Annotated in this window: 26 protein-coding genes (1 of these 26 running past the window's edge); 20 read left to right on the top strand and 6 right to left on the bottom strand. The window is 73.4% G+C overall.

Features of this window, described 5'->3' with window-relative positions:
- The first annotated feature begins 61 nt into the window (after window positions 1–61).
- The 5 genes from D7M15_RS03935 (at window position 62) to D7M15_RS03920 (ending at window position 6,013) form a co-directional block, all read left to right on the top strand.
- Window positions 62–2,803: an ATP-binding protein gene (locus D7M15_RS03935; protein ID WP_346428784.1), complete on the top strand. Its 2,742-nt coding sequence runs from the start codon at window positions 62–64 to the stop codon at window positions 2,801–2,803.
- A complete protein-coding gene (locus D7M15_RS29495) occupies window positions 2,703–2,924 on the top strand; it encodes a helix-turn-helix transcriptional regulator (RefSeq protein ID WP_346428783.1) in 222 nt (73 codons plus the stop codon). The genes D7M15_RS03935 and D7M15_RS29495 overlap by 101 nt, the downstream gene beginning before the upstream one ends.
- 467 nt (window positions 2,925–3,391) lie before the next feature.
- The gene (gene fabG / locus D7M15_RS03930) at window positions 3,392–4,111 is read left to right on the top strand and encodes a 3-oxoacyl-[acyl-carrier-protein] reductase (RefSeq protein WP_121516202.1); all 720 of its coding nucleotides are present in this window, start codon (window positions 3,392–3,394) and stop codon (window positions 4,109–4,111) included.
- 5 nt (window positions 4,112–4,116) lie between these two features.
- Entirely contained in the window at window positions 4,117–4,878 is a 762-nt protein-coding gene (fabI, locus tag D7M15_RS03925; RefSeq protein WP_121516201.1) for an enoyl-ACP reductase FabI, read from the top strand.
- A 115-nt stretch (window positions 4,879–4,993) separates the two neighbouring features.
- Window positions 4,994–6,013 carry a Gfo/Idh/MocA family oxidoreductase gene (locus tag D7M15_RS03920; protein WP_121516200.1) on the top strand — a complete coding sequence of 340 codons (1,020 nt, stop codon included), beginning with the start codon at window positions 4,994–4,996 and terminating at the stop codon, window positions 6,011–6,013.
- Window positions 6,014–6,064: 51 nt separating this feature from the next.
- Here D7M15_RS03920 and D7M15_RS03915 read toward each other — a convergent pair whose 3' ends face one another.
- Window positions 6,065–6,757 carry a FadR/GntR family transcriptional regulator gene (locus D7M15_RS03915; RefSeq protein WP_121516199.1) on the bottom strand — a complete coding sequence of 231 codons (693 nt, stop codon included), beginning with the start codon at window positions 6,755–6,757 and terminating at the stop codon, window positions 6,065–6,067.
- 105 nt (window positions 6,758–6,862) lie between these two features.
- Between D7M15_RS03915 and D7M15_RS03910 the strand changes: the two genes are divergently transcribed.
- From D7M15_RS03910 to D7M15_RS03900, 4 genes are all read left to right on the top strand, one after another.
- Window positions 6,863–8,200 (top strand): MFS transporter, encoded by a 1,338-nt coding sequence (locus D7M15_RS03910; RefSeq protein ID WP_121520170.1) that lies wholly within the window; start codon window positions 6,863–6,865, stop codon window positions 8,198–8,200.
- A 16-nt stretch (window positions 8,201–8,216) separates the two neighbouring features.
- Window positions 8,217–8,333 carry an SGM_5486 family transporter-associated protein gene (locus tag D7M15_RS29340; protein WP_276314421.1) on the top strand — a complete coding sequence of 39 codons (117 nt, stop codon included), beginning with the start codon at window positions 8,217–8,219 and terminating at the stop codon, window positions 8,331–8,333.
- Window positions 8,334–8,516: 183 nt separating this feature from the next.
- A complete protein-coding gene (locus D7M15_RS03905; protein WP_121516198.1) occupies window positions 8,517–8,729 on the top strand; it encodes a hypothetical protein in 213 nt (70 codons plus the stop codon).
- Window positions 8,730–8,856: 127 nt separating this feature from the next.
- Entirely contained in the window at window positions 8,857–9,375 is a 519-nt protein-coding gene (locus D7M15_RS03900) for a histidine phosphatase family protein (RefSeq protein ID WP_121516197.1), read from the top strand.
- Window positions 9,376–9,474: 99 nt separating this feature from the next.
- Here D7M15_RS03900 and serB read toward each other — a convergent pair whose 3' ends face one another.
- Complete coding sequence (serB, locus tag D7M15_RS03895; protein ID WP_121516196.1) at window positions 9,475–10,695, bottom strand: phosphoserine phosphatase SerB; 1,221 nt, start codon at window positions 10,693–10,695, stop codon at window positions 9,475–9,477.
- Between the two features lie 345 nt (window positions 10,696–11,040).
- On the opposite strand from serB, the gene D7M15_RS03890 reads away from it, so the two are divergent.
- The 5 genes from D7M15_RS03890 to D7M15_RS03870 all read left to right on the top strand — a co-directional run bounded on the left by D7M15_RS03890 (window position 11,041) and on the right by D7M15_RS03870 (window position 16,472).
- Entirely contained in the window at window positions 11,041–13,749 is a 2,709-nt protein-coding gene (locus D7M15_RS03890) for an FHA domain-containing protein (protein WP_121516195.1), read from the top strand.
- A gap of 120 nt (window positions 13,750–13,869) precedes the next feature.
- On the top strand, window positions 13,870–15,009 hold the full coding sequence (locus D7M15_RS03885; protein WP_121516194.1) for a GAF domain-containing sensor histidine kinase: 1,140 nt from the start codon (window positions 13,870–13,872) through the stop codon (window positions 15,007–15,009).
- Window positions 15,002–15,646 carry a response regulator transcription factor gene (locus D7M15_RS03880; RefSeq protein ID WP_121516193.1) on the top strand — a complete coding sequence of 215 codons (645 nt, stop codon included), beginning with the start codon at window positions 15,002–15,004 and terminating at the stop codon, window positions 15,644–15,646. Before D7M15_RS03885 ends, D7M15_RS03880 begins: the two co-directional genes overlap by 8 nt.
- Window positions 15,647–15,784: 138 nt before the next feature.
- Window positions 15,785–16,027 (top strand): chaplin, encoded by a 243-nt coding sequence (locus D7M15_RS03875; protein ID WP_121520168.1) that lies wholly within the window; start codon window positions 15,785–15,787, stop codon window positions 16,025–16,027.
- Between the two features lie 193 nt (window positions 16,028–16,220).
- Entirely contained in the window at window positions 16,221–16,472 is a 252-nt protein-coding gene (locus tag D7M15_RS03870) for a chaplin (RefSeq protein WP_121516192.1), read from the top strand.
- Window positions 16,473–16,628: 156 nt separating this feature from the next.
- Here D7M15_RS03870 and D7M15_RS03865 read toward each other — a convergent pair whose 3' ends face one another.
- Entirely contained in the window at window positions 16,629–17,462 is an 834-nt protein-coding gene (locus D7M15_RS03865) for a hypothetical protein (RefSeq protein ID WP_121516191.1), read from the bottom strand.
- A gap of 120 nt (window positions 17,463–17,582) precedes the next feature.
- Between D7M15_RS03865 and D7M15_RS03860 the strand changes: the two genes are divergently transcribed.
- From D7M15_RS03860 to D7M15_RS03845, 4 genes are all read left to right on the top strand, one after another.
- Complete coding sequence (locus tag D7M15_RS03860) at window positions 17,583–18,374, top strand: ABC transporter ATP-binding protein (protein WP_121516190.1); 792 nt, start codon at window positions 17,583–17,585, stop codon at window positions 18,372–18,374.
- 21 nt (window positions 18,375–18,395) lie between these two features.
- Window positions 18,396–18,818, top strand: a complete 423-nt coding sequence (locus D7M15_RS03855; protein WP_121516189.1) for an NfeD family protein — start codon at window positions 18,396–18,398, stop codon at window positions 18,816–18,818.
- A gap of 97 nt (window positions 18,819–18,915) precedes the next feature.
- Complete coding sequence (locus D7M15_RS03850) at window positions 18,916–19,842, top strand: SPFH domain-containing protein (protein WP_121516188.1); 927 nt, start codon at window positions 18,916–18,918, stop codon at window positions 19,840–19,842.
- Window positions 19,843–19,962: 120 nt separating this feature from the next.
- Window positions 19,963–20,730 carry a sulfite exporter TauE/SafE family protein gene (locus D7M15_RS03845; RefSeq protein WP_121516187.1) on the top strand — a complete coding sequence of 256 codons (768 nt, stop codon included), beginning with the start codon at window positions 19,963–19,965 and terminating at the stop codon, window positions 20,728–20,730.
- 87 nt (window positions 20,731–20,817) lie between these two features.
- On the opposite strand, the gene D7M15_RS03840 is transcribed toward D7M15_RS03845, so the two are convergent.
- Window positions 20,818–21,399, bottom strand: coding sequence for an HNH endonuclease (locus D7M15_RS03840; protein ID WP_121516186.1), 582 nt, complete (start codon window positions 21,397–21,399; stop codon window positions 20,818–20,820).
- 502 nt (window positions 21,400–21,901) lie between these two features.
- Window positions 21,902–22,441, bottom strand: a complete 540-nt coding sequence (locus tag D7M15_RS03835; protein WP_121516185.1) for a YbhB/YbcL family Raf kinase inhibitor-like protein — start codon at window positions 22,439–22,441, stop codon at window positions 21,902–21,904.
- 273 nt (window positions 22,442–22,714) lie between these two features.
- Between D7M15_RS03835 and D7M15_RS03830 the strand changes: the two genes are divergently transcribed.
- Window positions 22,715–23,146 (top strand): barstar family protein, encoded by a 432-nt coding sequence (locus tag D7M15_RS03830; RefSeq protein ID WP_121516184.1) that lies wholly within the window; start codon window positions 22,715–22,717, stop codon window positions 23,144–23,146.
- A 138-nt stretch (window positions 23,147–23,284) separates the two neighbouring features.
- On the opposite strand, the gene D7M15_RS03825 is transcribed toward D7M15_RS03830, so the two are convergent.
- Entirely contained in the window at window positions 23,285–24,067 is a 783-nt protein-coding gene (locus D7M15_RS03825) for a sporulation protein (RefSeq protein WP_121516183.1), read from the bottom strand.
- Between the two features lie 127 nt (window positions 24,068–24,194).
- On the opposite strand from D7M15_RS03825, the gene D7M15_RS03820 reads away from it, so the two are divergent.
- Window positions 24,195–24,413, top strand: partial view of a DNA-3-methyladenine glycosylase gene (locus D7M15_RS03820; protein ID WP_121516182.1) — the 5' portion only. Its footprint extends 477 nt past the window's final position; 219 of the gene's 696 nt are visible here — the first part of the coding sequence; its start codon is at window positions 24,195–24,197; its stop codon lies off the right edge, out of view.

The following is a 24,413-nucleotide window of genomic DNA, read 5'->3' as shown; positions in this document are numbered from 1 at the left end:
GCCGGTAGCCTGGCCGGAGCACGTGGACCGGCGGGGCCCGGTCAGGGGATCTGGAGGTGTCGTGGACGAGTACGCGGCGGTCGCCCGTACGTCGCCGGCCGCCCGCGCGGTCCGCGAGGATGTCCCCGTGGACGGGCTCGTCGGCCGTGACGGCGAGTTGGAGCGCCTTCACCGCGCGGTCGACGGGCTGCCTCCGGCGGAACGCGTCCTCGTACTCGCGGGCGACGCGGGCGCGGGCAAGAGCGCGCTGCTGGACGCCGCCGTACGGCGGGCGGAGGGGCGCGGCGTACAGGTGTTGCGGGCGGTCGGGAGCGAGGCGGAGGCGCCGCTCGCGTACTCCGGACTGCATCAGCTGCTGTGGCGCGTGCCGTGGGGCACGGGCAACCGGGGAGGACTGGGGGAGCCTGGCAGCCTCAGGCTTCTGTCCGGGCGTCAGCGCGCCGCTCTCGCCGCCGTGTTCGGCCGGGGGGATGCGCCGGAACCGCCCGACCGCATGCTCGTCGGGCTCGCCGTGCTCACCCTCCTGTCCGACCTGTCCGACCGGGCCCCGCTGCTGCTCGCCCTGGACGACGCCCAGTGGCTCGACCACGCCTCCCTGGATGCCCTCGCCTTCGCCGCTCGGAGGCTGGACGCCGAACCGGTCACGGTCCTCGCCGGGGTCCGTACGGGCGAGCCCCTGCCGGACCTGGGCGCCCGCCAGCCACCGCTCGTCCTCGGCCCGTTGGACCCGGCCGCCGCTGACCGCCTGCTCGACCTGCAGCCGCAGTCGCCCGCCGGTCGGCTCCGTACCCGCGTGCTCGACCAGGCCCGCGGCAACCCGCTCGCCCTCACCATCCTCGCCGGAGCCGGGGAACCGCCCGGGGGCGCCCCGTACGCCGGGCCGCTGCCCCTCGCCGAACACGTGGAGCATGTGCTCGCCGGTCGACTGGTCGGGCTCCCCGCGGCCACCACCGACGCGCTGCTGCTCCTGGCGGCAGCGGACGCCGCCGACGACGGCGCCGTACGCCCGGGTCCGCCCGGCGGCGACGACCCGGTGTGGGCACCGGCCGAGGCGGCCGGGCTGGTGCGCGCGGGGGGCGGCCGCGTCCGCTTCCGGCACCCGCTCATGCGGTCCGCCGTGTACCACGCCGCTCCCGCTCCGGCCCGCCGAGCGGCGCACCGGGCGCTCGCCGGGGCACTGCGCCGTGAGCCGGACCGGTGCGCCTGGCACCTCGCCGCTGCCGCGGACGGCCCAGACGCGCGGGTCGCCGCCGCCTTGGAGGAGAGCGCCGACCGTGCCCGGCGCCGCGGTGGGTATGCTGCTGCCGCGCGGGCGCTTCAGCGCGCGGCGGAGCTCGCGCCCGAACGGGCCGACGGCGCGCGCCTGCTGGTCGCCGCGGCCTCCGACGCCGTCCTCACCGGTGACCTCGCCTGGGTCGACGAGCTGGCGGACGCCGTCCGCCGACGCACCGATGACGGGGCCCTCTCGGCCGCCGCCGCGCTGCACGCCGGCCGGCTGGCCGCGTTCACCCCGCACCACGGCACGGCTTTCGCGCGCCTCGCCGGAGCCGCCGAACGGTGGGCCGCCGACCAACCGGGCGCCGCTCTCGACCTGCTCGCTGCCGCGGCCGTCGTCGGTTTCTACTCCGGGGACGACCGTCGGCGGCAGCACGTCCGGCACCTCCTGCACCGTCTGTGCGGCGAGGGAGAGCGGGCCGACCCGTACGGCTGGCCACAGGTCTGGATCGCCGTGGTGACGGATCCGTACGAGCACCGGACCGCTCTGGTACCCCGACTGCCGGAGCTGTTCGCGTCCGCCGGGCAGCGGCCCGAACACCTCACCGCCCTCGCGATCCTCGCCTGGCTCGTGGACGAGACACCGCGCGCGGTGCGCGCCTTCGACGAGGCAGAGGAGGGCTGGCGGGTGCGCGGCGCACTGCCCGAGGGTCTGGGCGGCGCCGCGGCATGGGCGTACGCGGAGCAGGGCCGCTGGGACCGGGCGCGCGAGCTCTGCCGCCGGATGACCGCGAACGCGACGGCGGTCGGCCTGGACCACGCGGAGGCGTGCGCCGCCGCGGTCGACGCGGCGGTGTTGGCGTTCCGCGGCGACATCGCCGCCGCCCGTGCCCGTGCCGCCGACGCACTCGCGCTGGTCGACCCGGGTGAGAGCCGCTCGGTGGCCGTCTACGTACGCCGTGCCCTGGCCGCCGCGGCGGCCGCGGAGGGCGCGTACGACACCGCGTACGATCAACTCCGCGCGGTCTTCACCGCCGACGGCGCGCCCCTGCACCACCACGCGTCGTACCCGGCCCTCGCCGACCTCGCCTCCGCCGCCGTCCGCAGCGGCCACGAGGCGCACCGCGCCCAGGCGGCCGCGATCGTCGAGCGCGCCGCCCGGCGCTTCGGCACCGGAAGGCCGGCGGACACCGGCGGGCCCAGCGCCTCGCCCAGGCTGCGCGCGCTGCTCGCCCGCGCGCGGGCTCCTGGCGTCCCCGGCCGGAGCCGAGATACACCTCCGTGCCGCGCTCGCCCCGACCGGCCCGGAGCAGTGGCCGTTCGAGTATGCCCAGACGCAGCTGGACCTGGCGGAATGGTTGCGGCGGCAGCGGCGCATCACCGAGGCGCGGCCCCTGCTCGCCGCCGCGCTGGAGACCTTCGTACGGTTGGGGGCGCGCCCCTGGGTGGAACGCACCCGTGCGGAGTCGCGCGCTGCGGGCGTCGACGTGCCGGACGCGCGGCCCGACGCGCTGGCCGAACTCTCCCCGCAGCAGCGGGAGATCGTCGCGCTCGCCGCACGGGGCCTGACCAACCGGGAGATCGGTGAGAAGCTCTACCTCTCGCCGCGCACGATCGGTTCGCATCTCTACCGCAGCTTCCCCAAGCTGGGGGTCACCGCCCGCGCGCAGTTGCGCGACCTGGTCGACGGCCGTCCGGCACCGCTCTGACGACCGCCGGTCCGGACCTTGGCGTGCCGCCGGCACCCGCCGTGTGGGCCATCATCCCGCACGGCCCCCGAACACTTCGCGCCGGCCGCAGGCACGACGCGGGTGGCTGGACACCGGCGGGCGCCTGATCGGTTGCCCTTCGAGACCTGCACCCCATGACGCCCCGCGGGACGGGGTGTTCGCCGACCCGGGTGTGGCGCGTGTTCAGGTGTGCGCTGTCGAGTACGGTTGCTTTTCCTCCGAGGCTCGCAGGCACTGTCACCTGTCCCCACTGCTGCCCTGTGGGAACCCCACAGCGTCCGCTGCGGCGTGCTGTCCGTGCCCCGGTATCCGAAACGGCCGGTCAACCGGTAGTTTTCGACGGGAGGCCGTTGCCTGCGGTACGCGTGTCGGCGGCCCTTACCTGCACCCCGTGCACAAGTGCACCTCGCACGGGTGCGTCTTCTACGAAAGAAGGTGGTCCCGCCTTGAGCCGGTCGGTACTCGTCACCGGAGGAAACCGCGGCATCGGTCTCGCCATCGCCCGCGCCTTCGCCGAGGCGGGCGACAAGGTCGCCGTCACCTACCGCACCGGTGAGCCGCCCGAGGAACTGGCGAAGCTGGGCTGCCACGCGGTCCGGTGCGACATCACCGAGACCGAGCAGGTGGAGCGCTGTTTCAAGGAGGTCGAGGAGAAGCAGGGCGCGGTCGAGGTGCTGGTCGCCAACGCCGGTGTCACCCGCGACCAGTTGCTGCTCCGCATGTCGGAGGAGGACTTCGGCTCCGTGCTGGAGACCAACCTCACCGGCACCTTCCGCGTCGTGAAGCGCGCGACGCGCGCGATGCTGCGCGCCCGCAAGGGCCGGGTCGTCCTCATCTCCTCCGTCGTCGGCCTGTCGGGCTCGGCCGGGCAGGCCAACTACGCCGCGTCCAAGGCCGGGTTGGTGGGTTTCGCCCGTTCCGTCGCCCGTGAGCTGGGCTCCCGGAACATCACCTGCAACGTCGTCGCGCCGGGCTTCGTCGATACCGACATGACGAAGGTCCTCACCGACGAGCAGCGCGAACGCATCGTCAAGCAGGTCCCGTTGGAACGTTATGCGCAGCCCGCGGAGATCGCCTCCTCGGTGCGCTTCCTCGCGTCCGACGAAGCCGCGTACATCACTGGAGCCGTCCTCCCCGTGGACGGCGGATTGGGCATGGGTCACTGAACGTCATGAGCGGAATCCTCGCCGGCAAGCGCATCCTCGTCACCGGCGTCATCACCGAGCAATCCATCGCCTTCGAAGCCGCCAAGGTGGCCCAGAACGAGGGCGCCGAGGTCGTTCTGACCGGCTTCGGTCGCCTTACCCTCGTCGAGCGGATCGCGAAGCGATTGCCCAAACCCGCCCCGGTCATCGAGCTGGACGTCACGAACAAGGAGCAGTTGAACGGCCTGGCCGACAAGGTGCGTGAGCACGTCGACGGCCTGGACGGCGTCGTGCATTCCATCGCTTTCGGACCGCAGGGCGCGTTCAATTTCCTGGAGGCGGAGTGGGAGGACGTCGGCAAGGCGGTCGAGGTCTCCGCGTATTCTCTCAAGTCCCTCTCCCTTGCCTGTTTGCCACTGATGCCGAGCGGTGGCTCGGTGGTCGGGTTGACCTTCGACGCCCAGTTCGCCTGGCCGAAGTACAACTGGATGGGCGTCGCCAAGGCCGCCCTGGAGTCCACCAACCGGTACCTCGCCCGCGACCTCGGCGCCCGCAACGTGCGCTGCAACCTCGTGTCGGCCGGTCCCATCAAGACTATGGCCGCGAACTCCATTCCCGGCTTCGAGCAGTTGGCGGACGTCTGGAACCACCGCGCGCCGATCGGCTGGGACCTGGCCGATCCCGAGCCGACCGCTCGTGGCGTCGTCGGCCTGCTGTCGGACTTCTTCCCGAAGACGACGGGCGAGGTGCTGCACGTCGACGGCGGCGTGCACATGATGGGCGCCTGACCCGCGGGCGCCCGACCCGCGCGTACCCGACCCGCACCGTACGGCGGTGCCCGGCCCGTTCCCGTACGCGGGACCGGGCGGGCGCCGCGCCGCCACCCCGGGAGGAGCCCCCGCCGTGCGTATCGGCCTGATCGGCACCGGGCGCATCGGCGCCCTCCACGCGGCCACGCTGCGGGCGACGCCCGGCGTGACCGAGGTGCTCGTCGCGGACGCCGACACGGCCCGCGCGCACGCGCTCGCCGACCGGCTGGGCGCGGGTGTCGTGGCGGCGCCCGGCGTCGACGGGCTGTACGCGGCCGGGCCGGACGGCGTCGTGATCGCCGCGGCGACCGGCGCGCACGCCCCGCTGCTGCACCGGGCGTTGGACGCGGGGCTGCCCGTGTTCTGCGAGAAGCCGGTCGCCCTCGACGTGCCCGGCACGCTCGGCGTCGCCGCGCGGGCCGCGACCCCCGGCGCCCCGCCCGTGCAGGTCGGCTTCCAGCGCCGCTTCGACCGCGGCTACCGCGCGGCGCGCGCCGCGCTGCGCTCCGGCGAGCTGGGCTGGCTGCACACGCTGCGGGCGTGCACCTCGGACCGTACGCCGCCGCCCGCCGCGTACATCCCCACCTCCGGCGGGCTGTTCCGGGACTGCTCCATCCACGACTTCGACGTGCTGCGCTGGCTCACCGGCCGCGAGGTCGACACCGTCTTCGCGATGGGTGCCAACCGCGGTGACGCGTTCTTCCGCGACGGCGACGACGTCGACACCTGCGCCGCCCTCCTCCGTCTCGACGACGGCGTCCTCGCCACCGTCACCGCGACCCGCTACAACGGCGCGGGCCACGACGTGCGCCTGGAGGTCTGCGGCTCGGCGGGCACCCGTGTCGTCGGGCTGGACGACCACGCGGCGCTGCCGACGGCGGAGGCGGAGCTGTCGTGGCTGCGGGCGGAGCCGTACGCGACGTTCATGGAACGCTTCCGCGCCGCGTACGCCGCCGAACTGGCCGCCTTCGTGGACGTCGCGGCGGGCCGGGCGGAGAGCCCGTGCACGGTCGCGGACGCGCTGGAGGCGCTGTACGTGGCGGAGGCGTGCGACCTGTCGCGCCGTACGGGGCGGCCGGTGGCGGTGGCGGACGTACGGGAGCGGCGGGGCTGAGGCGTACGGGTCGGCGGCGTACGGTCGGCGCGACCCGGTGCGGCGCGGCCGTCACCCGGCGGGCGCGGGCGGCCGTACGCCGCAGCCGCGCTGCCGGGTGTGCGAGCCCGCCTCGCGGGCGGCGGCCTCGGCGTCGCCGTCGCGGATGGCCCGCACCATCCGGGCGTGGTCCATGTGGTCCTCGGGGCGCAGCTCCTCGCCGACGTCGCTGCGCAGGAAGTCCCGCAGGACGTGCCCGAGGTCGGAGTAGACGGCGGTCAGCACGTCGTTGTGGGAGGCCGCGACGACCGCGAGGTGCAGGCTGACGTCGGCCTCCACGAAGCGTTCCGCGTCGCCCGACTCCCAGGCCGCCTCCCGCCGCGCGAGCAGCGACTCCAGCTGCGCCATGTCGGCCTCCGTACGGCGCCGCGCGGCCAGCCGGGCCCCCGAGGTCTCCAGCGCCGTCCGCAGTTCCGCGACGTGCCCGAGGTCCGCCCCGGCGAACCGGCGCTGCATCACCCCGGCCAGCTCGCTCGTCGCCACGACGTACGTGCCCGAGCCCTGCCGGATGTCCAGCAGCCCGTTGTGGGCCAGGGCCCGTACGGCCTCGCGCACGGTGTTCCGTGCCACACCCAGCTGCTCGACCAGCTCCGGTTCCGTGGGGATGCGGGAGCCGACGGGCCAGTCGCCGGAGGTGATCTGGGACCGCAGCGCGTCGATCACCTGGTCCGCGAGGGCGGAGCGCTGGGGCGAGTTGAGGGGCATGGCACTCCAGGTGCGGGAGGGGCGCGGGATGAGGGAGGTGCGTGGGCAGGAGGGGGCCGGGAACGCGCTGGCGTTCATTCGTCCCATGATTCTATGATGGGCGGCATGGCTAGGGCAGAGGAATTCGTGACCACCCGTAGAACGCCGTCCTCCGCCTCCGGCCCGGAGAGTTCGGGGAGCGGCGCGGGTAAGGAGAACGGCGCGTCCCGGTGGACCGGGCGGCTCGTCGTCGCCGGACTGGTGCTCGCCGCGCTCAACCTCCGCCCCGCGATATCCGGGCTCGGCCCGCTGCTGGAGGAGGTCCAGCACGGCCTCGGCATGAACGGCACCGTGGCCGGACTCCTCACCTCCGTGCCGCCCCTGTGCTTCGCCGTCTTCGGCAGTCAGGCGCCCCGGCTGGCCCGCCGCTGGGGCGCGACGGCCGTGGTGCTCGCGGGCATGGCCACCGTCACCGTCGGCCTCGCGGCCCGGTCGCTCGCGAACGGCACGGTGCTCTTCCTGGTGGCCAGCGCGGTCGCGCTCGCCGGGATCGCGGTCACCAACGTGCTGATGCCGGTCGTCGTGAAGCACTGGTTCCCGGACCGGATCGGCTCCATGACCGGCCTGTACTCGATGAGCCTCTCCCTGGGGACCGCCGGGGCCGCCGCCGTCACCGTCCCCATGACCGAGGCGCTGGGCGGCAGTTGGCGGGTCGGCCTCGCCGCCTGGGCCCTCGTCGGCGTCCTCGCCACGGTCTCCTGGGCCCTGGTGTTCCGCGCCGAACGCCGCGACGGAGGCCGGGAGCGCACGGGGCACGGGGCGCGCGCGGGGCGGACGCACGGCTCGGGCCGTACGGGTCCCGGCGACCGTACGGAGCCCGCCGCCCTCCGCATCACCAGGTCGCCCACCGCCTGGGCGCTCGGCGTCTTCTTCGGCATGCAGGCGTCCGCCGCGTACATCACCATGGGCTGGCTCCCGCAGATCCTCCGCGACGCGGGCGTCGCCGCGTCCACGGCCGGCCTGATGCTCGCCGTCACGATGGGCATGGGCGTGCCCCTGGCGTTCGTACTGCCGCGGGTCGCCGCCCGGATGAGCCACCAGGGGCCGCTGGTCGTGGCGTTGGGGGTGTGCGGGCTCTCCGGGTACGCCGGGCTGTGGTTCGCGCCGTCCGGCGGCGCGTGGGCCTGGGTGCTGCTGCTGGGCGTCTCCAACTGCGCGTTCCCGCTCGTCCTCACCATGATCGGGATGCGCTCGCGGAGCAGCGCGGGCGTCGTCAAGCTGTCCGCGTTCGCACAGAGCACCGGCTACCTGCTGGCCATCCCCGGACCGCTCCTCGTGGGCGCCCTCCAGCAGCACACCGGCGGCTGGCACGCGTCGCTGGCCCTGATGACCGGGCTGATGCTCGCGCAGATCGCCGTGGGCGTCGTCGCCGGTCGGGACCGGTGCGTGGAGGACGGTCGCTGAGTGCGAGACTGGGCGCATGCCCGTACTCGACCCCCACCCGCAGGACGGCCAGAGGAAGCTGCTGATGGTCTTCGGCGTGATCCTCGGCATCCTCGTCCTGATCGGCGTCGTCGCCACCCTCGCCGCGCCCTGACCGCGGGCCGCCCCGGCCCCCGTGTCCCGCCTGCCGCCCCGCCGTGGTGGGGATTCCCCCACCGTCCCCTAGGGGGTACGGCTCAGGGTCGAGTGGGTGGGTCACCGGATGGGAACTCCCCTCCTCCCGCCGTAACTTCGTAGGACACCGCTCGAAGATCACGTGACCACGGAGGCGAGTCCCATGGCGGCACTTGCGAACACCACCCGGCCCCGGCGGCGTTCGGCACTCCAGGGCGGTGGCGCGCGCCTGCCGTGGTGGGCCGTCGCGCTGCCCGCGGTCGCCTTCACGCTGCTGCTCACGCTGATCGTCGACGGCGGCGGGTCCGGCGCGGCGAAGGACGGCGAGTCCGCCGCCCGCCTGCTGGCGACCGCCGCGCAGCTGCTGCGCGGCTGACCCCCCGCATCCCCGGCCCGCCGTGCCGGGACCCGGGCCGCCGCGCGCCCCGCGGCCGTTCCCCCGGTGCGGGACGTGTTCCCAACCGCCCGCGCCTGGTGGCGCGTTTCGTGCGAAGCTTGGACGCATGAGCGTCGACGTGCCCCGCAGGATCGTTCTTCTCCGGCATGCCAAGGCAGACTGGCCCGACGTGGCCGACCACGACCGCCCGCTCGCCGACCGGGGTCGCAAGGAGGCCCCGGCCGCCGGTGAGTGGCTCGCTGCGCACGGCATCACCCCCCAACTCACCCTCTGCTCCACGGCGGTCCGCACCCGCGAGACCTGGAAGCTGGTCGTCCCGCAGCTCCCGGAGCGGCCCCGCACGGTCTATGAGGACCGGCTCTACGAAGCCTCCACCGGCGAGATCGTCGCGGTGCTCAACGAGGTGCCGAACGACGTGACGGACCTCCTCGTCGTCGCCCACAACCCCGGCGTGCAGTCGGTGGCGAACGTCCTCGCGGGCGGCGGTGACGGCGACGCCCTGGAGCGCCTGTCCCGGGGGGACTTCCCGACCTCGGCGCTGGCCGTGGTCCGCTTCACCGGCCCGTGGAAGTCCGTCGAGCCCGGGGTCGGCTCCCTCGACGCGTACTGGGCGCCGCACGACTGACCGCGCGCCCGACCCGCGCGGACGCGGCGGGCGGCGTACGAACTCCCGTACGCCGCCCGCCGCGTCGCGTCTCAGCCCGTCGCGCGTGAGCCTCTCGCGTCAGCCCGTGGTCTCCGCCGCCTCGACCTCCTCGCGCGTGACGCCCAGCAGGTACAGCACGGTGTCCAGGAACGGCACCGACACGGCCGTGTGCGCGGCCTCCCGTACGACCGGCTTGGCGTTGAAGGCCACGCCGAGCCCGGCGGCGTTCAGCATGTCCAGGTCGTTCGCGCCGTCCCCGATGGCCACCGTCTGCACCAGCGGCACCCCGGCCTCCGCCGCGAACCGCCGCAGCAGCCGCGCCTTGCCCGCCCGGTCGACGATCTCGCCGGTGACGCGGCCGGTCAGCTTCCCGTCCACGATCTCCAGGGTGTTGGCGGAGGCGAAGTCCAGCCCGAGGTGCTCCTGGAGCGCGTCGGTGACCTGGGTGAAGCCGCCGGAGACGACGCCGACCTGGTAGCCGAGCCGCTTCAGGGTGCGGACGAGCGTACGGGCGCCGGGCGTCAGCCGGATCTCCGCGCGCACCTTGTCGACGACGGAGGCGTCGAGCCCGGCGAGCAGTTCGACGCGGGCGTACAGCGACTGCTCGAAGTCCAGCTCCCCGCGCATCGCCCGCTCGGTGATCGCGGCGACCTCCGCCTCGCACCCGGCGTGCGCGGCGAACAGCTCGATCACCTCGTCCTGGATGAGCGTGGAGTCGACGTCCATCACGACGAGGCGCTGCGCGCGCCGTTGCAGCCCGGACGCGACGACGGCCACGTCCACGCCGTGCCGCGCCGCCTCCTGCGCGAGCGTCGTGCGCAGCGCCTCGGTGGCGATGCCGGACACGTCGAACTCCACCGCGGTCACGGGGTACTTGGCGAGCCGGAAGATACGGTCGATGTTCCCGCCGTGCGACGTGATCCCGGCCGCTATGGCCGCGGTCGACTCGGCGGTGAGCGGGTGCCCGAGGACGGTGACGTGCGAACGGCCCGTGCCGCGCGGCCGGTTGTCGCCCTTACCGGAGATGATCTCCGCCTCCAGGCGCATCGACTCGGCCCACGAGTGGACGGTGGCGCGCATCTCGCCCTCGTCGCCGTGCGTCGGCGACGTCACCAGGGCGCACAGCACGATGCGGCCACGGGTCACGAGCTGCTCGATGTCGACCACGTCCACTCCGTACGGGGCGAGCGTCTCGAACAGCCGGGCCGTGATGCCGGGGCGGTCCTTGCCGAAGATCTTGACGAGGACGGTCGGGGTGTCTGCTGGGAGTCCGCCGGGAATGGCCTGTGGTGAGGTCATGGTGGGCCCAAGATAACGCCGCGCCCGCGAGGTTTCCCGCGCGGGCCGCATGGTGGACCGGCAGCGTACGGGGCCGTGGCGGGCCCGGCGGCGGGCCGAACGAGCTGGACGGGGGCGGGCGGTGCTCCGTATCGTTCGCCCTCGGCGGCGAGGGCCGCCGTGCTGCTGTGCGAAGGGGCCGGGACGCCGCGGCCCCCACGGGGACGTCGGTCGACGTCCGGGAGCCCGGCCGGGGCGCTGCCTCCGGGTCGGCTACCGGCCGCGGCGGGGAGCCTGGAATAGTTCCCCGCGATGTTCGACCCTCCCTAGACTCCCTTCGCAAGGGGCAACTCGGGGGACTATTTTGTGGGGCATGGAGTGCCGGAACTCGTACTGGAACTGAACGGACAAACCTGGACGCTCGACCCGTCCCGGGCGTATCACGTGGGACGTGATCCGCAGGGCGACGTGGTGATCGAGGACGCCCGGGTCTCGTGGCGGCACGCCACGGTGCGCTGGGGCGGGCAGTCCTGGCTGATCGAGGACCACGGCAGCACCAACGGCACGTTCGTGCGGGGGCAGCGGGTCCAGCAGCTGGAACTGGCCCCGGGGATGGACGTCCACCTGGGGAACGCCACGGACGGCCCCCGGATGGCCCTCTCGGGTACGGCGCCGGGACCGGGGCCGGCCGCGTACAGCGCGCAGACCGGCCAGGTCACCCACCAGGCGCCGCCGCACCAGGGGCAGCCGCAGCAGACGCCGCAGCAGGGCCGGCACCCGCGGCAGGACCCGTACCAGCCCCCGGCGCGGCAGCCGCAGGCCCCGCAGGCCGGGTGGCAGCAGCAGCCGCAGGCGGGCTGGCAGCAGTCACCGCAGCAGATGGCCCCCCAGGCGCCGCAGCACCACATGCCCCAGCAGGGCCAGCACCCGCAGCACGGCCACCCGCAGCACCCGGGCCACCAGGCCCAGCACCCGGGCCAGGCGCAGCACCAGCACCAGCAGCCGCACATGCCGCAGCAGGGTGGCGCGCCGCCTCAGCAGCCGCACGGCGACCACCGCAGCCCGACCACGTTCCACCAGGTCGCGCTCGGCCGCGTGATGCGGATCGGCCGTGCTCTGGAGAACGAGCTGGTCGTCTCCGACCTCCAGGTGTCCCGGCTCCACGCGGAGTTCCGCGCCTCGCCCGACGGCCGCTTCGAGATCCACGACCTCGGCAGCCACAACGGCACCTACGTGAACGGGATGCCGCTCCCGAAGTCCGGTTCCGCCGTCATCACGCCGCAGGACACGGTCTCCGTCGGCCACTCCTCGTTCCGGCTGGTGGGCGACCGGCTGGAGGAGTTCGTCGACACCGGCGAGGTCTCGTTCTCGGCCCGCCATCTGACCGTCAAGGTCGACAACGGCAAGGTGATCCTCAACAACGTCACCTTCGGCCTCCCGGAGAAGTCCCTCGTCGCCGTCATCGGCCCGTCCGGTTCCGGCAAGTCGACGCTGCTGCGCGCCCTCACCGGCTACCGCCCCGCCGACATCGGCGAGGTCCTCTACGACAACCGGAACCTCTACAAGCACTTCGCCGAACTGCGCCAGCGCATCGGCCTCGTGCCCCAGGACGACATCCTGCACAAGGAGTTGACGGTCCGTACGGCGCTGCGCTTCGCGGCCCGGCTCCGCTTCCCCGGCGACGTCGCGCAGTCCGAGCGCAACGCCCGGATCGACGAGGTCCTCGCCGAGCTGAAGCTCGACATCCACGCGGACAAGAAGATCACCTCCCTCTCCGGCGGCCAGCGCAAGCGCGTCTCCGTCGCCCTGGAGCTGCTCACCAAGCCGTCGCTGATCTTCCTGGACGAGCCCACGTCGGGCCTCGACCCGGGCATGGACCGCGACGTGATGCAGCTGCTGCGCGGGCTGGCCGACGACGGCCGCACGGTCCTCGTGGTCACCCACTCCGTGGCCGAACTCCAGCTGTGCGACAAGCTGTTGGTGATGGCGCCGGGCGGTGGCGTCGCGTACTTCGGCCCGCCGGAGGAGGCGCTCAACTTCTTCGGTTACGACACCTGGGCCGACGTCTTCTCCGCCTTCGAGAACTACCGCGACTACGACTGGATGGGCCGCTGGCAGGGCTCGCAGCACTACCAGATGTACGCGGCGGACATCGACGCCGTCGAGCCGCAGGCGCAGCAGATCATGCCGCAGCTCCCGAGCCGGGTGCGGAAGCCGCAGAGCTGGGGCTCCCAGCTGTGGACGCTGATCCGGCGCTACGTCTCGGTGATCGCGTCCGACAAGGGCTTCCTGCTGCTGACGGTGCTGCTGCCCGTCGTCCTCGGCGTGGTCAGCACGTTGATGCCGTCGGACTACGGCTTCCGGCAGAGCGCGCTGCACGCGAAGGACCCGACGAGCTTCAACTCGTCCGCCGGACCCATCCTGATGATCATCGCCGTCGGCATGTGCTTCTCGGCCGCCGCCAACTCCGTACGTGAACTGATCAAGGAACGGGTGATCTACGAACGCGAACGGGCCACCGGCCTCTCGCGTTCCGCGTACCTGATGTCCAAGGTGATCGTCCTCAGCGTGATCACGGCCTTCCAGGGACTGATCATCTGCGGCATCGGCTTCGCCCCGCGCGAGATGCCGGACGAGGGCCTGTTCATGCCGCCCGCCCTGGAGATGGGCATCGCGGTCGTCGCGCTCGGCTTCACGTCCATGGCGTTCGGGCTGGTCATCTCCGCGCTGGTGAAGACGGCCGAGAAGACCATGCCGCTGCTGGTGATGTTCGCGATCGTGCAGGTGGTCTTCACCGGCACGCTGTTCCAGCTCTACAACTCCCCGGGCGTGGAGCAGATCGCGTACCTGATGCCGTCCCGCTGGGCCGTCGGCGCCGCGGGCGCCTCCATCGACCTGGCGCACGTCATGCCGCCCTGGGACCCGGACAAGCGGAACGACCTCGACCCCCTGTGGGAGCACAGCAGCGGGATCTATGTGCTGGACATGGTCATGCTGATCCTGATCGGCGTCGCCTGCCTCTTCCTCGTCATCAAGCTGCTCCGGCGGCACGAGCCGGAGGTCATGCGGAAGTAGCGGCCCCCGCGGGCGTACGGGGAAGGCCCCTCGTACGCCCGCGGACCTACGTCCCCCGTCCCGCCCCCGCGCGCCGCCGGTCCGATCCGCGGCCGCCCCCGACGCCGTAGCGTGGCCGCCATGGTCCCCCGCACCGGGCTGGCCGCCGTCAGCGCGGCCCTGCTCGCGATGAACCGCCACCTCCAGGTGCGCGACGTGCTCCAGACGATCGTCGCCTCCGCGCGCCACGTCCTCGACGCCGAGTACGCCGCCCTCGGCGTGCCCGACGACCACGGCGGCTTCGCGCAGTTCGTCGTGGACGGCGTCAGCGACGAGCAGTGGCGCGCCATCGGCCCGCTGCCCCGCCAGCACGGCATCCTCGCCGCGATGCTGCACGAGGGCACCCCGCAGCGCCTCGCGGACGTACGGGACGACCCGCGCTTCGAGGGCTGGCCCGCCCGGCACCCGCCGCTCGCCGACTTCCTCGGCATGCCGATCACCGACGACGGCGAGATCCTCGGCGCGCTGTTCCTGGCGAACAAGCGCTGCCCGAGGGCGTCCGGCGAGTGCGGCTTCACCGCCGCCGACGAGGACCTGCTGTACGTCCTCGCCGAACACGCCGCACTCGCCCTCACCAACGCCCGCCTCCACGAACGCAGCCGCGAGCTGACCATCGCGGGGGAGCGCGCCCGTATCGCGCACGAACTGCACGACGCCGTCTCCCAGAAGCTGTTCTCGCTGCGGCTCACCGCCCAGGCCGCCGCCGCGCTCGTCGACCGCGACCCGGACCGCGCCAAGGCCGAACTGCACGAGGTCGCCCGGCTCGCCGCCGACGCCTCCGACGAACTGCGCGCCGCCGTCGTCGAACTGCGCCCCGCCGCCCTCGACGAGGACGGCCTCGTCGCCGCCCTGCGCTCGCAGGCCCAGGTGCTGGACCGTGCGCACTCGGCCCGCGTCACGTTCGCCTGCGACGGCGTACGCGCCCTGCCCTCCGCCCAGGAGGAGGCGCTGCTGCGGGTCGCCCAGGAGGCCCTCCACAACGCCCTGCGGCACGCCGCCGCCCGCACCGTCGCCGTCACCCTCGCCCGAAGCGGCACCGGCGCCGTACTGCGCGTGGCGGACGACGGGGCCGGATTCGACCCGACGGCCGTTCGCCGGGCCGGGCGGCACCTGGGACTGGTGTCGATGCGGGACCGGGCGGGCGGCGTCGGCGGACGGCTGACGGTGGACTCGGCGCCCGGCGCGGGCACGACGATCGAGATGGAGGTGCCCGGTGGCTGAACCGGAGCCGATCAGGGTCCTGCTGGTCGACGACCACCAGGTCGTACGGCGCGGGCTGCGCACGTTCCTGGAGGTGCAGGACGACATCGTGGTCGTCGGGGAGGCGTCCGACGGGGACGAGGGCGTGGCGCGCGCCGAGGAACTCCGGCCGGACGTCGTCCTGTTGGACATCAGGATGCCCGGCACCGACGGCGTCGAGGCGCTCCGGCGGCTGCGCGAACTGGCCAACCCGGCCCGCGTCCTGGTCGTCACCAGCTTCACCGAGCAGCGCACCGTCGTCCCCGCGCTGCGGGCGGGCGCCACCGGCTACGTCTACAAGGACATCGACCCCGACGCCCTCGCGGGCGCCATCCGCTCCGTGCACGCCGGACACGTACTGCTCCAGCCCGAGGTGGCGGGGGCGCTGCTCCCGGACGCCGAGAGCGGCGGCCCGGCCCGCGGCCCCGCGCTCACCGAACGGGAACGGGAGGTGCTGGGCCTGATCGCGGACGGCCGCTCGAACCGCGAGATCGCGCGGGCCCTCGTCCTCTCGGAGAAGACGGTGAAGACGCACGTGTCGAACATCCTGATGAAGCTCGACCTCGCGGACCGTACGCAGGCGGCGCTTTGGGCGGTACGGCACGGTCTGGCCGGTTGAGCCCCGGGCCGATATTCGTTCAGTCGGGTGCACCTCACCCACGCGGCGTATCCCACGGCGTCACGGTGACGTTCTTCCGTGCGAGCCGCGGTGAACAGGCCGCGGCTGCTCACGAGGAGGGTTTGGAAAGTGCAGAAGATGAAGAGGATCGCCGCCGTCACCATCGCGACCGGGGGCCTCGTCCTCGCCGGCGCCGGCTCGGCGCTCGCCACCGACGGCCCCTCCGCCGACGCGCAGGGCACGGCCGTGGGCTCGCCCGGCGTCGCCTCCGGCAACCTGATCCAGATCCCGATCGACATCCCGATCAACATCTGCGGCAACTCCGTCAGCGTCGTCGGCCTGCTGAACCCGGCGTTCGGGAACCACTGCGCCAACGTCTGACGCGCCCCGCACGCACCGCGTGCACCCGGGCTGCCGGGCCCCGACCCACCCCCTCCACGGGGTGGGTCGGGGCCCTTCGTGTGCGCCGAACGGGGGGCATCCGTACGACTGCCGTGCCGCGCGGGCCGGTCGGGCGTTGCTCAACGTGCGGCTCCGCTGCTGGAGTCGCCGACCACACAGGAGGAACAACCCGATGAAGACCGCGAAGAAGGCCGCACTGGTCCTCGCTGCCGCTGGTGTCGCCGCTGGCGCCTCGGCCGGCTCCGCTCTCGCCCACGGCATCGACGGCGCCAACGCCAACGGCGTCGCCGCCGGTTCGCCCGGTGTCATCTCCGGCAACCTGGTGCAGGTGCCCGTGCACGTTCCGGTGAACGCGTGCTCCAACACGGTGGACGTGATCGGGCTGCTGAACCCCACCTTCGGGAACACGTGCGTCAACAGCTGACCTCGGCGAGGTCGTCATGACCGACGGGCCCCGCGGCCACCAAGGGCGCGGGGCTCCGCCATGTCCGCGCACCCGCGCCGCCCGTACGCCCGCGCCCCGACGCCGTACGCGCGCCCCGCGCCGCCCCCGTACGCCCGCGCCCCGCCGCGCACGCCCCTACGGCCGCCCGCGCTCCCACTCCTCCGCGTACGCGTTGTACGCCGCCACCTGCGCCCGCCGCGCCGTCCGCTCCAGCGGCCGCAGCGCCTCCTGCCGTACGGCGATCTCCGACGCGCTCACGGCCGCGCCGTGCTCCCGCCCGTCACCGCCCCGTTGCTGCGCGATGGCGACCAACGCGCCCACCCGCTGGGCCAGTTCCAGCACCCGCACCGCCCGCGCCGGATAGCCCGGCGCCAACAGCCGCCGCCCGGCCTCCGCGCGCCCCCGGTACGCCGCCAGCGCCGCGTCCGCCACCGGCCCCGACCCGGCCACGTCCAGCCGCGTCAGCAGCTCCGTGGTGTCCCGCATCGCCTCGGCCAGTTCGCGTTCCGCCTCGGACAGCGACGGCACGTCCGCGGGCGGCGCCTCCCGTACGGGCAGGCAGCGCCACACCACCTCCGTGTGCACGTCGTCCCGGTGCACCCCGCCGCCGTCCGGTCCCGCCTCGTACGCCTCCGGCACCAGACCGAGCGCGGCACCGGCGACGAGCACGGCCTCACCCGCCTCCAGGGCCCACGAGTTGAACTCCGGCGGCCCGCTCAGCCCCAGCGGATGCCCCGGCGCGGGCAGCGCCACCCGCAGCCCCCGCGCGCCCAGCGCGCGCAACCGCCCCAGCGCCCACGTCAGTCCCGCGGGCGGCTCCTCACCGCCCGCGCCGTCGGGCAGCCCGGCGACCCGGTGCACGTCGTCGTCGCCGACGATCCGTTCCGCCGCCTCGTCGGGCGACACCTCCCCGGCCAGCAGGGCGTTGCCCCAGGCGGCCAGCCGCCCCGCGCGTGGTTCCTCCAGCATGACCCCAGCCTAAGGAACGGCCTAGGGAACGCGCTCCCGCCCGTGTGGCGTAGGTTTTCCCTGGGGACTGTGCCGGCAGGCACAGACGACGGCTGCGACTGCAATGGGAGACGCGCGCTCATGAGCGATGTACTGGAGCTGGTGGACGTATCCGTGGTCCGCGAGGGCCGTGCTCTGGTGGACGACGTCTCCTGGTCGGTCAAGGAGGGCGAGCGCTGGGTCATCCTCGGACCCAACGGCGCGGGGAAGACGACCCTGCTCAACATCGCCTCCAGCTACCTGTTCCCCAGCACCGGGACCGCGACCATCCTCGGGGACCGCCTCGGCGCCGTCGACGTCTTCGAACTCCGGCCCCGCATCGGCATCGCGGGTGTCGCCCTCGCGGAGAAGCTGCCCCGTACGCAGACCGTGCTGGAGACCGTGCTCACCGCCGCGTACGGCATGACCGCGAGCTGGCACGAGAGCTACGAGTCCGTCGACGAGGAGCGCGCCCTCGCGTTCCTCGACCGGCTCGGCATGAGCGACTACCTGGACCGGAGGTTCGGCACCCTCTCCGAGGGCGAGCGGAAGCGCACCATGATCGCCCGCGCCATGATGACCGACCCCGAACTGCTGCTCCTCGACGAGCCCGCCGCCGGTCTCGACCTCGGCGGCCGCGAGGACCTCGTACGGCGCCTGGGTCGGCTCGCCCGCGACCCGTACGCGCCCTCCATGGTGATGGTGACGCACCACGTCGAGGAGATCCCGCCCGGCTTCACGCACGTCCTGATGATCCGTCAGGGGCGGGTGCTCGCCGCGGGGCCCGTGGAGACCGAACTGACGCCCCGTAACCTCTCCGTGTGCTTCGGCCTGCCGCTCGTCGTCGAGCGCAGAGGCGACCGCTGGACCGCTCAGGGTCTGCCGCTCAGCTGATCCCGCGCCTACCATGGAGGCGTGGACGCATGGGTCTGGTGGCTGGTCGCCGCCGCAGGGTTGGGAATCCCGCTCGTGCTCACCGCCATGCCGGAGTTCGGCATGTTCGCGGTGGGCGCCGTGGCCGGGGCGGTCGTCGCGGGGCTCGGTGGCGGGCTGGTCGTCCAGGTCGTCGTCTTCGCCGTCGTGTCGACGGCGCTGATCGCCGTCGTACGCCCGTTGGCCAGACGCTCCGCCGCCCGGCAGCCGGTGCACCGCAGCGGCGTCGACGCCCTCCAGGGACGGCAGGCGACCGTACTGGAACGGGTCGACGGCCAGGGCGGCCGGATCAAACTGGCGGGCGAGGTCTGGTCGGCGCGCGCACTCGACCCGGGCGCGGCGTACGAGCCGGGGGCACAGGTCGACGTGGCCGAGATCGACGGCGCGACGGCTGTCGTGATGTGATGGCCGGTAACGGCCGGACGACAGAGGGTTCTTGCGCAGCGGCCGCACCGAGCGAACCGCCACAACGCAACTCCATCCATCCGCAGGGGGCTTGGCCATGGACGCCATCATCATTGTTCTGATCATCCTGGTGGCTCTGGTTTTCGTCGCGTTGATCAAAACGATCCAGGTCATCCCGCAGGCGAGCGCCGCCATCGTCGAACGCTTCGGGCGCTACACGCGCACGCTGAACGCCGGACTGAACATCGTGGTCCCGTTCATCGACACCATCCGGAACCGCGTGGACCTCCGCGAGCAGGTCGTGCCGTTCCCACCGCAGCCGGTCATCACGCAGGACAACCTGGTGGTGAACATCGACACGGTCATCTACTACCAGGTGACCGACGCCCGCGCCGCCACGTACGAGGTCGCCAGCTACATCCAGGCGATCGAGCAGCTCACCGTCACCACCCTCCGGAACATCATCGGCGGCATGGACCTGGAGCGGACGCTCACCTCCCGCGAGGAGATCAACGCGGCCCTGCGCGGCGTCCTCGACGAGGCCACCGGCAAGTGGGGCATCCGCGTCAACCGCGTCGAGCTGAAGGCGATCGAGCCGCCGACCTCCATCCAGGACTCGATGGAGAAGCAGATGCGCGCCGACCGCGACAAGCGCGCCGCGATCCTCCAGGCCGAGGGCGTCCGGCAGTCCGCCATCCTCACCGCCGAGGGCGAGAAGCAGTCCGCGATCCTGCGGGCCGAGGGTGAGTCCAAGTCCGCGGCGCTGCGCGCCGAGGGTGAGGCGCAGGCGATCCGTACGGTCTTCGAGTCGATCCACGCGGGTGACCCGGACCAGAAGCTGCTGTCGTACCAGTACCTCCAGATGCTGCCGAAGATCGCCGAGGGCGACGCCAACAAGCTCTGGATCGTGCCCAGCGAGATCGGCGACGCGCTCAAGGGCCTCGGCGGCGCCCTCGACGGCTTCCGTCCGGGCGGCGGCGGTGGCGGCGGCAACAGCGGCGGCGGTCTCACCAAGGCCGACTGACCGGGCGCCCGGCCCGATCCTGACGCGCGGCCGGGGCCCGACCCCGGCCGCGCCGTCCGTACGCCCCTCGGGCATGATGCGTGCACGGAGCACCGAACCACATCCGAGGGGCGCTGACACGTGGGCATCTGGGAGGCCGTGGCCGTCTGCGCGGCGGGCATGATCGCCGGCGGGCTGAACTCCGTGGTGGGCTCCGGGACGCTCGTCACCTTCCCCGTGCTGCTGGCCGTGGGCCTGCCGCCGGTCACCGCGAACGTCTCCAACGCCCTCGGCCTCGTACCCGGTTCCGTCAGCGGCGCCATCGGCTACCGCCGCGAACTCACCGGACAGCGCGACCTGGTCCTCCGGCTCGTCGGCGTCGCCCTCGTCGGCGGCATGGCCGGGGCGCTGCTGCTGGTCACGCTGCCGTCCGGCGCGTTCGACCTGATCGTGCCGGTCCTCGTCGGCCTCGCGCTCGTCCTCGTCGTCGCGCAGCCCCGCCTCGCCAAGGCGGTGCAGGAGCGCCGTACGCGCGACGGCGGTACGCCCCGCCCGCACGGCGGCCCGGTGCTGCTCGTCGGAATGGCGCTGTCCAGCGCGTACGGGGGCTACTTCGGCGCGGCCCAGGGCGTCATCTACATCGCCCTCATGGGCCTGTTGCTCGACGAGGGACTCCAGCGCCTGAACGCGGTGAAGAACGTCCTCGGCGCGGTGGTCAACGGCGCCGCGGCCGTCGTCTTCCTCTTCGTCGCGGACTTCGACTGGACGGCCGTGCTGCTCATCGCCGTCGGCTCGGCCGTCGGCGGCGTCATCGGCGCCCGGCTGGGGCGCAAGCTGCCACCGGCCGCGCTGCGGGGCGTCATCGTCGCCGTCGGCATCGTGGCGATCGTCCAACTCGTGGCGCGCTGACGGCGGGAGCCGTCCGCCCCCGCCGTCAGCACGCCGTACGTCACCCCTGGCGTGAGCCCGTACGCCCGCGCCCGTACGCCCCCGGGGTCAGGCCGCGGGCGCCGGCGCGGGCCCCGGCAGCGGGCGCCCCGGCACGGTCAGCCACTCCGGCAGCGCCTCCGCGCCGCCGAACCCGTCACCCCGCGCCCCGTCGCGCGGCCCGCCGTCCCGCAGGCGCAGCGCCAGCAGCAGCGCGTCGGCCGGAGTCGGCTCGAACGGTCTGACCAGCAGCCGCATCCCCGCCTGCGCGGGCGTACGGTCCGCCTTGCGGTGGTTGTCCGGCGCGCACGCCGCCACCGTGTTGAGCCAGGTGTCCCCGCCGCCGTGCGAACGCGGCACGACGTGGTCGACCGTGGTCGCCCGCCGCCCGCAGTACGCGCACCGGTGCTGGTCCCGTACGAGCACACCCCGCCGTGACCACGGCGCGCGTTGTCGGAAGGGCACCCGTACGTACCGGCAGAGCCTGATCACCAACGGCACCGGGAGGTCGATGTTCGCGGCGCGCACCCGCAGCCCTGAGTGCGCGTGTTCGACGACGGCCTTGTCCTGCATGACCAGCACCACCGCGCGCCGCAGCGCCACTGTCGACAGCGGCTCAAAGCTCGCGTTGAGGACGAGTGTCTCGCGCATCCCCGCCACCTCCCCGGTCCGTCGTTCCCCGTCCGGCTGACGGGGTGGCTCCACTGTGCCGCCGCCCGATCACGCGAACAACGCAATTACCCGATCTCGTCCGGCGCCGAACCGGAACGGAACCGGGGCGCGGCGCCACGGGGAGGGACGGACCGCCGCCGATTCCGTACCGGCACCGGAGGTAGGGGGCAGAGGCGTCGAAAGGCGGTGGCGAAGCGGAACGCGGGGGAGCGGCGGAACGGAACATGCCGGAGGCCCATGCCGGACAGGCGTGCGAAGCGGCGGGTACGCGAAGGGGCAGTCGGCGCGGACGTCCGGCACCAGGCTGGACTCCGGCGGACGGGGGCACGGACACGGGCGCCCCGCCGTCCCCGCCGCAGCGGTGCCGACCGCCCGGGGAACAGGGTGCGGGCGACGTCACGGGCGGCGCAACGCATTGAGGCGGTGCCGCGGCTCTTCCCGTGGCTCTCCTCGCGGCACCCGCCCGTGACGGCCCGGCGGTTCAGCCCTCGGCGGGCACCTCGTACTCGCCCACCAGCTGCGCGCGCGCCAGCGCCTTGAAACGCAGGTTGAAGCCGACGACCGCGGGCGACGCGTCCGCGTCGGGACCCAGCTCGTCGACGCCCACCGCGTACACGGTGAACACGTAGCGGTGCGACCCGTCGCCGGGCGGCGGCGCCGCGCCCCCGAAGTCCCGGGTGCCGTAGTCGTTCCGTACGTGCGTCGCGCCCGCGGGCAGCCCCTTCATGTCACCCGAGCCGGCGCCCGTGGGCAGCTCCGTCACGTCGGCGGGGATGTCGAACACCGACCAGTGCCAGAACCCGCTGCCGGTCGGCGCGTCCGGGTCGAAACACGTCACGGCGAAGCTCCGGGTCTCCGCCGGGAAGCCCTCCCAGCGGAGGTGCGGAGAGACGTTCCCCTCCGCGTACACCTGCGCGGACGCCAGCCCGCGACCCTCCGACACCTCGTCGCTCACCACGGTGAACGCGGGCACCTCCGGGTGGAAGTCGTGCGGGAGCGGGCGGCGCTTCTGCTCGGTCACGTCGGTCCTCCTCGTCGTGCGAATCACTGCACCGGCCAGCCTAACGAGCGGCGCAGTGCCGGGCTGACAGCATGACCGGGTGCTAGGCAGGACACCGCCCGCATCCGCGACGCGGCTGCCGCCGCCGAGCCGCGGGTAGGAGCGGGAGTGCGCCGACGCCGTACGGGCTCCGACGGCCGCGACCCGACGGCCCGTCACCGGCCGGGGTGGCGGACGCGGCGGACGCTCCCAGCCCACTGACCACTACGAGACCACAAAAGCGGTGGTGCAAACGTGACCAGCCCTGTGCAACTGCCCGAACTCCCCGACGACGGCCTGAGCGGCATCTTCGACGGCACCGTCCCTCCCGGTGTGTACCGCGTGCCCTCCGTGGGCCCGGACGCCCTGCTCCGCGCGCAGGCCGAGGACTGGCAGGCGGCCGTACTGGACCTCGGCGACGTCACCGACAAGGCGGGCTTCCTCGACGCCTGTGCCTCCGGCCTCGAACTGCCCGACTGGTTCGGCCGCAACTGGGACGCCCTCGCCGACTGCCTCACCGACCTGTCGTGGTGGGGCGAGCCCGGCGGCTACCTGATCCTAACCAGCGGCTGGCCCGCCTTCGAACAGGCCGCGCCCGAGACCGCCGCCCAGGCGGCCGAGGTCCTCACCGCGGCCGTCGGGTACTGGGCCGTACGGGACGCCTCCCTCACCGCCCTCCTGGGCTGACGGGCACCCGCACCACCGCCCGGCGTCCCGCCGCGCACGACACGGGACGGGGCCCGCCCCCAGGGAGCGGACCCCGTCCGTCGGCCGCGTGCGGCACGTACCGCACGCACGGCGCCTGTCGTCGGCGCCGCCGCGTGCTCAGAACCAGTTGCGCTTGCCGCCGACCTCCGCCAGCCACTGGTTGAGGTACGCCGCCCAGTCGGTGCTCTGGTAGCCGTCGAGGCTCATCCGGAACGAGCGGTAGGAGTCGCTGCCCTCGCTGAACAGACCCGGCTTCTTGTCCATCTCCAGTACGACGTCCATCTCGCGGTCGTCGGACACGAAGCTCAGCTCCACGGCGTTCAGCCCGCGGTACTGCTCCGGGGCGAAGAACTCGATCTCCTGGTAGAAGGGCAGCTTCTGCCGCGTGCCGCGGATGTGCCCCTTCTCCATGTCGGCGCTCTTGAAGCGGAAGCCCAGCGCCCCGAACGCGTCGAGCAGCGCCTGCTGCGCCGGGAGCGGGTGCACGTTCACCGGGTCGAGGTCACCCGAGTCCACGGCGCGGGCGATCGCCAGCTCCGTCACCACCCCGATGTTCATCCCCGTCAGCTGCCGCCCCATGAACATGGTGACCGGCGTCTCCCACGGGATCTCCAGCCCGAACTGCACCGCGTGCACCACGCCCGGCTGCACTTCGAAGGCACCGCCAAGCTGCTGCTTGTGGAACACGATGTTCTGCTTGAACTCGCTGTCCTGCGTCTCCACCTCGACATGGGCCTGGAGACCCACCGAGAGCCCCTCGATCTGCTGGGCCACGGACCCGCCCTGGATACGCACCTCGCCCTGGACGACGCCGCCCGGCGCCACGTTCGGCTCCGTCAGCACCGTCTCCACCGAGGCGCCTCCGGCACCCACGCTCGCAAGCAGCTTCTTGAAGCCCATGCTCTTCCCTCTCCGGGTCAGCCCTGCATCCGTACCGCGTACGCGAACCGCCCCGCGGTCACACCTTGACTTGAACAAACGCCGTAGCCGCGTCCGCGGTTCCACACTTCCACTAGGCTCCGGCGGCATGATCGACGGCCGACACGGTACGCGGGACCCCGCGGACAGCCGTACCCCGCTCCCACGCTCCTTCTTCGACCGCCCCGTCCTCCACGTCGCCCCGGAGCTCCTCGGGCGGGTCCTCGTACGGTCCACACCCGCCGGACCGGTCGAGGTGCGACTCACGGAGGTCGAGGCGTACGCCGGGGAGGTCGACCCCGGGTCGCACGCGTACCGGGGGAAGACG

The sequence above is a fragment of the Streptomyces sp. Z26 genome (assembly GCF_003665095.1).
Lineage (GTDB): Bacteria > Actinomycetota > Actinomycetes > Streptomycetales > Streptomycetaceae > Streptomyces > Streptomyces phytohabitans.
This window is presented reverse-complemented; position numbering and strand designations above follow the sequence as displayed.

Coding starts and splice junctions, on each gene's coding strand:
- fabI (WP_121516201.1), top strand. CDS start 4,117: ATGAGCGGAATCCTCGCCGGCAAGCGCATCCTCGTCACCGGCGTCATC.
- D7M15_RS03915 (WP_121516199.1), bottom strand. CDS start 6,757: ATGCCCCTCAACTCGCCCCAGCGCTCCGCCCTCGCGGACCAGGTGATC.
- D7M15_RS03910 (WP_121520170.1), top strand. CDS start 6,863: ATGGCTAGGGCAGAGGAATTCGTGACCACCCGTAGAACGCCGTCCTCC.
- D7M15_RS29340 (WP_276314421.1), top strand. CDS start 8,217: ATGCCCGTACTCGACCCCCACCCGCAGGACGGCCAGAGGAAGCTGCTG.
- D7M15_RS03905 (WP_121516198.1), top strand. CDS start 8,517: ATGGCGGCACTTGCGAACACCACCCGGCCCCGGCGGCGTTCGGCACTC.
- D7M15_RS03900 (WP_121516197.1), top strand. CDS start 8,857: ATGAGCGTCGACGTGCCCCGCAGGATCGTTCTTCTCCGGCATGCCAAG.
- serB (WP_121516196.1), bottom strand. CDS start 10,695: ATGACCTCACCACAGGCCATTCCCGGCGGACTCCCAGCAGACACCCCG.
- D7M15_RS03885 (WP_121516194.1), top strand. CDS start 13,870: ATGGTCCCCCGCACCGGGCTGGCCGCCGTCAGCGCGGCCCTGCTCGCG.
- D7M15_RS03875 (WP_121520168.1), top strand. CDS start 15,785: ATGAAGAGGATCGCCGCCGTCACCATCGCGACCGGGGGCCTCGTCCTC.
- D7M15_RS03870 (WP_121516192.1), top strand. CDS start 16,221: ATGAAGACCGCGAAGAAGGCCGCACTGGTCCTCGCTGCCGCTGGTGTC.
- D7M15_RS03865 (WP_121516191.1), bottom strand. CDS start 17,462: ATGCTGGAGGAACCACGCGCGGGGCGGCTGGCCGCCTGGGGCAACGCC.
- D7M15_RS03860 (WP_121516190.1), top strand. CDS start 17,583: ATGAGCGATGTACTGGAGCTGGTGGACGTATCCGTGGTCCGCGAGGGC.
- D7M15_RS03850 (WP_121516188.1), top strand. CDS start 18,916: ATGGACGCCATCATCATTGTTCTGATCATCCTGGTGGCTCTGGTTTTC.
- D7M15_RS03840 (WP_121516186.1), bottom strand. CDS start 21,399: ATGCGCGAGACACTCGTCCTCAACGCGAGCTTTGAGCCGCTGTCGACA.
- D7M15_RS03825 (WP_121516183.1), bottom strand. CDS start 24,067: ATGGGCTTCAAGAAGCTGCTTGCGAGCGTGGGTGCCGGAGGCGCCTCG.